The organism is Candidatus Wallbacteria bacterium, from assembly GCA_028687545.1.
Lineage (GTDB): Bacteria > Muiribacteriota > JAQTZZ01 > JAQTZZ01 > JAQTZZ01 > JAQTZZ01.
Genome location: JAQTZZ010000011.1, coordinates 83578 through 90385 on the forward strand (window position 1 = coordinate 83578; position 6808 = coordinate 90385).

A 6808-nucleotide genomic window follows, 5' to 3' on the forward strand; every position below is an offset into this window, starting at 1 on the left:
TTCCCGACATACCAACATACTATCCTGCCAACATACTAACCTGCCAACATACTAACCTACCAACATACTTACCTCTTGCAGCCCTGTAATATACTTATGTTTTGTGTTAAATTGAATTCATGGACGATCTCCTCAAAACACTTGCCGACTCGGGTGTGAAGACTGAAAAAAAGGACGATTTCACTTTTTTCACCTGCGCCGACGGCAATCTAGCCATTTACTGCCCAAAACCAAGAAAATGCTTCTATTTTAAAATCCCGGACAGCTTCGCGGACCCCATGGATCTTCTTCAAAACATCAATTTTCAGGGCATGAACAAGGTGCTTTACCTGGACAGCAGAAAAGCCCAGGAATATTCAAGATTCGTCTTCAAATCTGCGCTCCTCAAGCGGAAGAATCTGAATCAGCCAAAGGACTTCAATCCCAGGGATGAATTGAAGAAGATCATCGCCGCTTTTCTGGAGGATATGGTGCTGACTGTCAGCGAGTGGGAAAACCTGATCAATTTCGTGCAGAGCTTCCAGATCGAACAACCCGGCGAATTTTTATTATCCGGGCTGTTCGAGGGTTTCATCAGCCTGGCTGAAGCCAGATTCTCCATGTTCAGAACTGAATCCGTGAAAAAAAGATATCAACTGGTTTCAGAGATCACAGGAAAACCTTTCTGCATCATGTGTGGAAATGGCGCAGGCAGTATCTTCATCCATCTGCCGGGTACACCACCGGCAGCAGATCTCAAACCTGTTTCAGCTCAAAAGGACTGGTATGTGCTGCGGCCTGTAATCCATTACAACGACATCAGCCGCCTGTTCGGATTCATAAAAGAAGCCCTTGGAAGAGCTTCTCATGGGAAATTTTGGCCGAAATAATTGCATATGCACACGTTAGGCGTACATTGTGCGCATGAGAATGCCTACCAAGTACGGATCGATGTGAAATCGACCCCTACACTTCTAATCCGCCTTCCACTTGCTGTTCCGCACTGTTCCGCCCAGCCTGCTCCAGATAAAATTTCACCCAGCCTGCCAGAGCCTTGCTGATGATCTCATAAGCACGCTTGATTTCCTGATTGTCGACCTTGCAGAGCGCGGCTGACAGCTTGGTCAGATAATCCCTCAGCAGGCCGGCCGCGGCTTCGGCTTTCATGGTCTTGTATTGCTCGCATTTTTTAAGTTTTTCTTCAAGCAGCAGGCGTTTATCGTTCTTCTCGCAAAGTTCACGCACTGAATGTTCAATGCTCTCTCCGAGGTTGACTCCCTTGGCTCCGGCGGAAAAAAGGTCGTCTGACATTTCCTCGAAAATATAATAAACTGATTCTTCCGAACTCTTAGGCTGCCTTTTCCTGACAATGCCGAAATTCAAACCCATGAAGAAATAAAGGGTGGAGTTTTTAACATTCAGGGCATAGCTGTCGCGGACCAGCAGATGGGTCTGCCAGTCAATGCCGAATTCTTCCCCTAAAGCATGCAGATACCGGTCAGAAGTCTTGTAGGCATCGGCCCAGAGTTCGACTCCATTGATGGCTGTGACCGGCAGGGCTTCCTCTGTCTGGATCATGATCATCCGCTGGGGAAATCCCAGGCTCGCTACGTTCACCTTGGAAGTCTTTGCCACTACAGCTTCTGAAATAATGTCAGGTGCGAAGATGGTCTTGTCCTCATCAGGCACTCCGAAAGTCAGAGTGAAAACCTGCTGGTATTTGCCGCGCTTGTCGCTGGTGGCTGTAGTAGTTCTGGAAGCAGTGAACAATGTTTTCAGGCTCTCCACATAGAAATTGCGGATCTTGGATTTTTCTTTGCCGTACTTGTTTTCCGCCTTATCCACCAGGAACTGCTCAATCGTCTGTTCAGGAATCACTTTGAACTTGGCAGCTGAAAAGTCCTTTAACTGGCGTTCGAAATCAAACGGGGAGGTGGAATAAACACGCCATCGCTCAGCCATTTCCACCTTGGTTAAAAAATCCGACTCGAACTTATCCCAGAGTTCGCAGACAGCTTTTTCTTCCAGCGCTGCATCACCGAACAGGACCTTGTCATAAAACCAGCTTCTCAGATCAATGTCCGCTTCGTCCACCACTATCCTGTCCACGAAATAATTCAGGCGTTTCCGCTCGTAAATTGAGGAAAGTTTGATTTTTTCCTGCTCAGGCAGAGTCTTCTGCCGCATTTCCTCCAGCATGGAGTAAAACATTTTCAGCACCTGGTAGAAGTGCTTGTCCAGATCCACTGAGATCTGCTTCAGACTGACAACGGCTCGCTCCAGGCGGTTGTGGTCAAAGACCAGCTTATTGGCTTTGAGCTGCAGGTTCTTCACGTTTTCCCAATGGGTATTCAGATCGCTCTTCATAAAGCTTCCAAAAAAAGCCTTGGAGATCTCTTCGATCTTGCGCAGCGATGCAGCCACAGCATTATCCATGCGTTTGATGGATTCTTCCATTTCCGCCAGTCCCTGTTCCCAGCTGGAAACTATATCTGCGATTTCAGCGTTGAAAGTTTCCACGAATTTCAGTGTGAATGCAACACCCAGGTTGTAATCTCCGAGCTGTTCCTTGATCTCTTTGTTCACGGCTTCGAAGAACCCGTCGCTGTATTTTTTCATGTTGACAGCGATCTTGTCGTCCAGCCGTTTCAGCTGAATGTCAGTCACCTGGTTGGACTTGATCCAGCTGCGGATGACCTGGGCAGATTCACTGTTCGAGCCGAGTTCAGGCAGCTTGCCGACTGGTACGATGGACTGGAACTCGCGGTCAGTCAGAATTTTAGCAAACAGCAGTTCATTGACATCCCTGGACAGCTCAGGGTAATTCTTGCTGAGAAAAGTGCCGTATCTGTAACTCATGGTCTTGTTGGTTTTGTCCCAGCGCTCTGTGATGTTGCCGAGCAGGGATGATGCGAAGCGGAGTCCGAAAACCTCGGCTATCTCCTGCCCCGGGAAAAGCAGCGAACCGAATCCGTAAGTGGAAAAACTGGTGTATTTATTCTCGTTCTTCTCTACAGCGTCATAGACAATGTTGTCCTTGACCGAGTCCTTTTTCTGGCCGGCATTGGTGATCACTCCGGATAAAATCCCGTGGGCAATGGTGCGCTCGACTGCAACATGGTCGCCCATATCAGTGCCGTTGATGATGTAGGCGAAGTCGTAAACACGCTTGGACTTGCTGCCCTTCACGGCAAAGGTGTCAGTATAGCGGGTGGAGAAGTCGATATGGTTGGGAGCCATCAGATAATCCAGTTCCATCAAGGCTGAGGCGCAGTTCCGCTGGATGTTCTCCCTGAAACCCGGCAGATGGAAGGCTTCGCTCGTCAAAAACATGCCTGTGACAGCCAGGCGCTTGCTGGCAGTGTCCATGGCCACCTCGCGCAGCACATAGGCGAGGTCCAGAAACATGCCGGAGCCCGTGCCTCCGCAAAGGGAGTTCACAATGTAGACATCAGCATTTCCAGTGTCCGCCATCCGCACTTTCCCGCTGTTCACCACCAGGCTGCGGCTGCAGATTCTGGTAAATTTGGTACGCAGTATCTCAAGTACTTCGTCGATCGAGGAGAAGAAGGCCAGGCGGCCAAGATAGCGCTTCTGTTTAGCTCCACGGCCTGAAAGTTCCACATTTTTAGTCTGCGCTATGGGGAACCAGTTCTTTACATAAGGTTTTCTGTCCAGGAAAGCCTTGATGTCTCCGACCTGGGCATGCACGAGCAGGGTTTCATCCTTGTTCAATGCGCGCAGAGCCTCATCCTCGTCCTTGTAAGTATCTACATCAGCGTCAGAGTCGATGGAAAGGAAATCGATCATCCCGGGGATCCTGCCTTCGAAAAAAGGATGCTCCACAAACAGGCGCTTGATTTCAGAAAGCACCATTTTGCCGGCTCCACCCAGGCCCACGAAAAGAGTAGGGGTCAATTCCAGGAATTCGTTCTGCGACATCATGCCTCCTGCGTAATCATTATTTTCTTGATAAATACTTAACTCGACTTTGGCAAATTTTCCATATCACATCGCTGAAACCCTTGTGGGGTGGCCAGGCGTAACTTATTTCTCGATCTGAGCCTTGCGAAGGAGAGAAAAAGTTATGCCAAGACAGGACCCGCCACAAATCAAGGTTTTTAACAAATATCTGGCTGCACACCATAAAATTTGCCAAACTCAAGTACTTAAGTAAATCCCTTCGTAATGCCATGGATACCCTCTTTGTAAAGACGCGCCATGGCGCGTCTTTACCCAATACATCATATGATAACATTATTAAAAACAGGTTTTTTTGTCAAATTTACTGTTGAATTGGAGCTCTGTTCCTCTTGATAATAAAGACCAAAATATGTAAAATTCATCCATGGCTCTTGTAAAGAGACGCCTTTTTATTATTTTCCTGACGATACTCTGCATTTCGTCATCCCTTTTTTTCATGACTGCCTGCGGTGGCGGCGGTGGTGGCGGCGGCGGCGCTGCCGACGGTACCACTCCTGTCACGCCCGTAAATGTCCCGCTGTTTCGTTCAGTCCAGTCAGTGAACGAGACAGGCGGTTCCCTGACCCTTCCGGACAATTCATCGCTTCAGATTCAGGGAGGACTGTTCAAAGGATCTGCCAGTATTTCTACAGAAAAATATTCAGCCCCTCAGACTCGATCAGACGATTATACAACTGTTTCCGGCTCATGCTATGTTCTGACTATACCTTCCGGCACTGTCACAGATCAGCCGGGAAAATTTTTCATTCTGAAACCCGCAGCTGCCCTGGCGCCGCAAAAGAGTTCGGGATTAACCGATACAGTCAACAGATATATCATCGGAGATTCAAAATATTTCGGAATCTGCGGCGACTTCAGAGTGGATTCCGACAGCCTCCAGCGTTCCGGCGACATCAGGATTGAAATGCTGGCAGAGACGAGTCCGGCCTCTATAAACCTTACTCAGGGATTGAATTATATTTCAGGCCGGAACGGCCCGTTTCTGCCTGCAGTTGAATATGTAAGCATCAAAACTCCCCTAATCCTGCTCTGCGGCTGGCCGGAAGTTTCAAAAGACCCTGGCACGCTTTATTTTCAGCAATTCCAGTCTTTCATCAATTCATTTTATGCAGACTCTAATCTTACCGCAGCCTATGAACTTTTCTCGTTCAGCTACGACTCTGCCAGAACATTAGCTGAAATTGCAGGAGATTTTTCGCTCTCCGGACTCTCCCTGCGCACAGAAATCGAACGGGTCTTTCCTCTGGGCCGCAAGGTCGTATTGCTAGGATATTCCTGCGGAGGCCTGATCGGACATCATTACATCCAGAAATGCGGTGGAGATCTGCGGGTTTGCGGATTCATCGGCATGGGCGTACCGTTTCATGGCCTGCCTGTAAAGCAATGGACTGGAACTGGCCATCTGACGGATGTCCTGTCAGCCTCCTGCACGATCGGGATCAGCGCGTCCTGCGGATATGACTTTTTCGACGATACCTTCAATCAGGACCCGCTGGTTCAGAAGCTGCTGACCACATCCAGTCCGGACAGCCTGAGAAACTGCGACCTTTATGATCTGAATCGGAATCTCAAATCATTGGATCTTTATCATTGTCTGGCAGGAACATCCGTACAATCATCCTATGCGGACGCGACCGGCGACGGGCTGGTACCTCTTGAATCCGCTCTTCTGAAATCATTCAATTCCGGCAGCTACGGAGACAATCTGCAGGATTTCCAGGTTTTTCCCGGGATTTCCAATTCAGCTCTGATTACAGACACCTCTGTGATCTCCCGGGCCAGGGTCATGCTTGCCGGAATGATTCAAGCCCCGGCCTCACCTAACTTTCTGATCTCCTTCGTCTCAGACAGGACCGGAGTCAATGACATCTATCTCATGAAAATGGACGGCAGCGGACTTACGAATCTCACGGGAGACGACTGGTATGACACTGCTCCTGATTTCAATACCGATGCCTCCAAGATCGCCTTTCATTCCCACAGCGAGATCTATACCATGGATATTAATGGATTTTCCAGCTCCAATAAGGTAAATCTGACCAACAACACTACAGCAGACTGGGATCCCGTCTGGACTCCTGACGGTTCTAAAATCATCTTCGCCTCCACCCGTACCGGACACTGGGAGATATTCAGGATGCCCTCTACAGGCGGAACAGTTACCCAGCTCACGAATACAGGCAACTGGGTTGAGAATCGCTGCCCTGCCGTTTCTCCGGACGGGAATAAGATAATTTTCAGCTCCAACCAGAATGGCGGTAATTATGATATCTATAGAATGACAATGTCAGGAGGATTGGTAACCCGCCTCACTTCTGACACAGCTTTTGATTCATACCCCGAATATTCGGCAGGTGGCGGCTTTATCGTATTCTCGAGCGGCAGGGGGAGCAGCGATGCCATCAATGTCTGGAAGATGAATGCCGACGGCACCAACCCGGTCAGGCTCACCAATGCTGCGAACTATGTCTGCCAGGATCCTACTGTTTCTCCGGACAATACAAAGGTAGTCTTTGATTCCAATCAGTATGGCAACTTCGACCTGTTCAGCATGAATTGCTCCGACGGCAGCGAACTGACCAGGATCACCAGCGGCCCAGGGGACAATTTTCACCCTTCAGTCGGCTGGTCCGGGTCTCCATTGTATCTATTGACAGTGAACATCACACCCCAGGGCGCTATCGATGCCAAGGCCGGCTGGAGCATTGACGAAGGCACAACCTGGAATCAAAGCGGAGACAGTCTCTGTCTGCCTGGGAATTCGAATTATAAGATCACTTTCCAGGATCTGGAAGGTTTCCTGACTCCAGCAGAAATAAACGGCAACATCGGGACCGCAGTCAAG

The 6808-nt window shown here is 49.1% G+C and carries 3 protein-coding genes; 2 read left to right on the forward strand and 1 reads right to left on the reverse strand.

What is annotated here, in order from left to right; genetic code table 11:
* Nucleotides 1-119: 119 nt before the first annotated feature.
* Nucleotides 120-869 (forward strand): hypothetical protein, encoded by a 750-nt coding sequence (locus PHW04_07445; protein MDD2715710.1) that lies wholly within the window; start codon nt 120-122, stop codon nt 867-869.
* Nucleotides 870-945: 76 nt separating this feature from the next.
* Here PHW04_07445 and PHW04_07450 read toward each other — a convergent pair whose 3' ends face one another.
* Nucleotides 946-3921, reverse strand: coding sequence for a tubulin-like doman-containing protein (locus tag PHW04_07450; protein ID MDD2715711.1), 2976 nt, complete (start codon nt 3919-3921; stop codon nt 946-948).
* Between the two features lie 406 nt (nt 3922-4327).
* Between PHW04_07450 and PHW04_07455 the strand changes: the two genes are divergently transcribed.
* Nucleotides 4328-6808, forward strand: a 2481-nt coding sequence (locus PHW04_07455; GenBank protein ID MDD2715712.1) for a DPP IV N-terminal domain-containing protein, incomplete at its 3' end; no start/stop codon positions are given.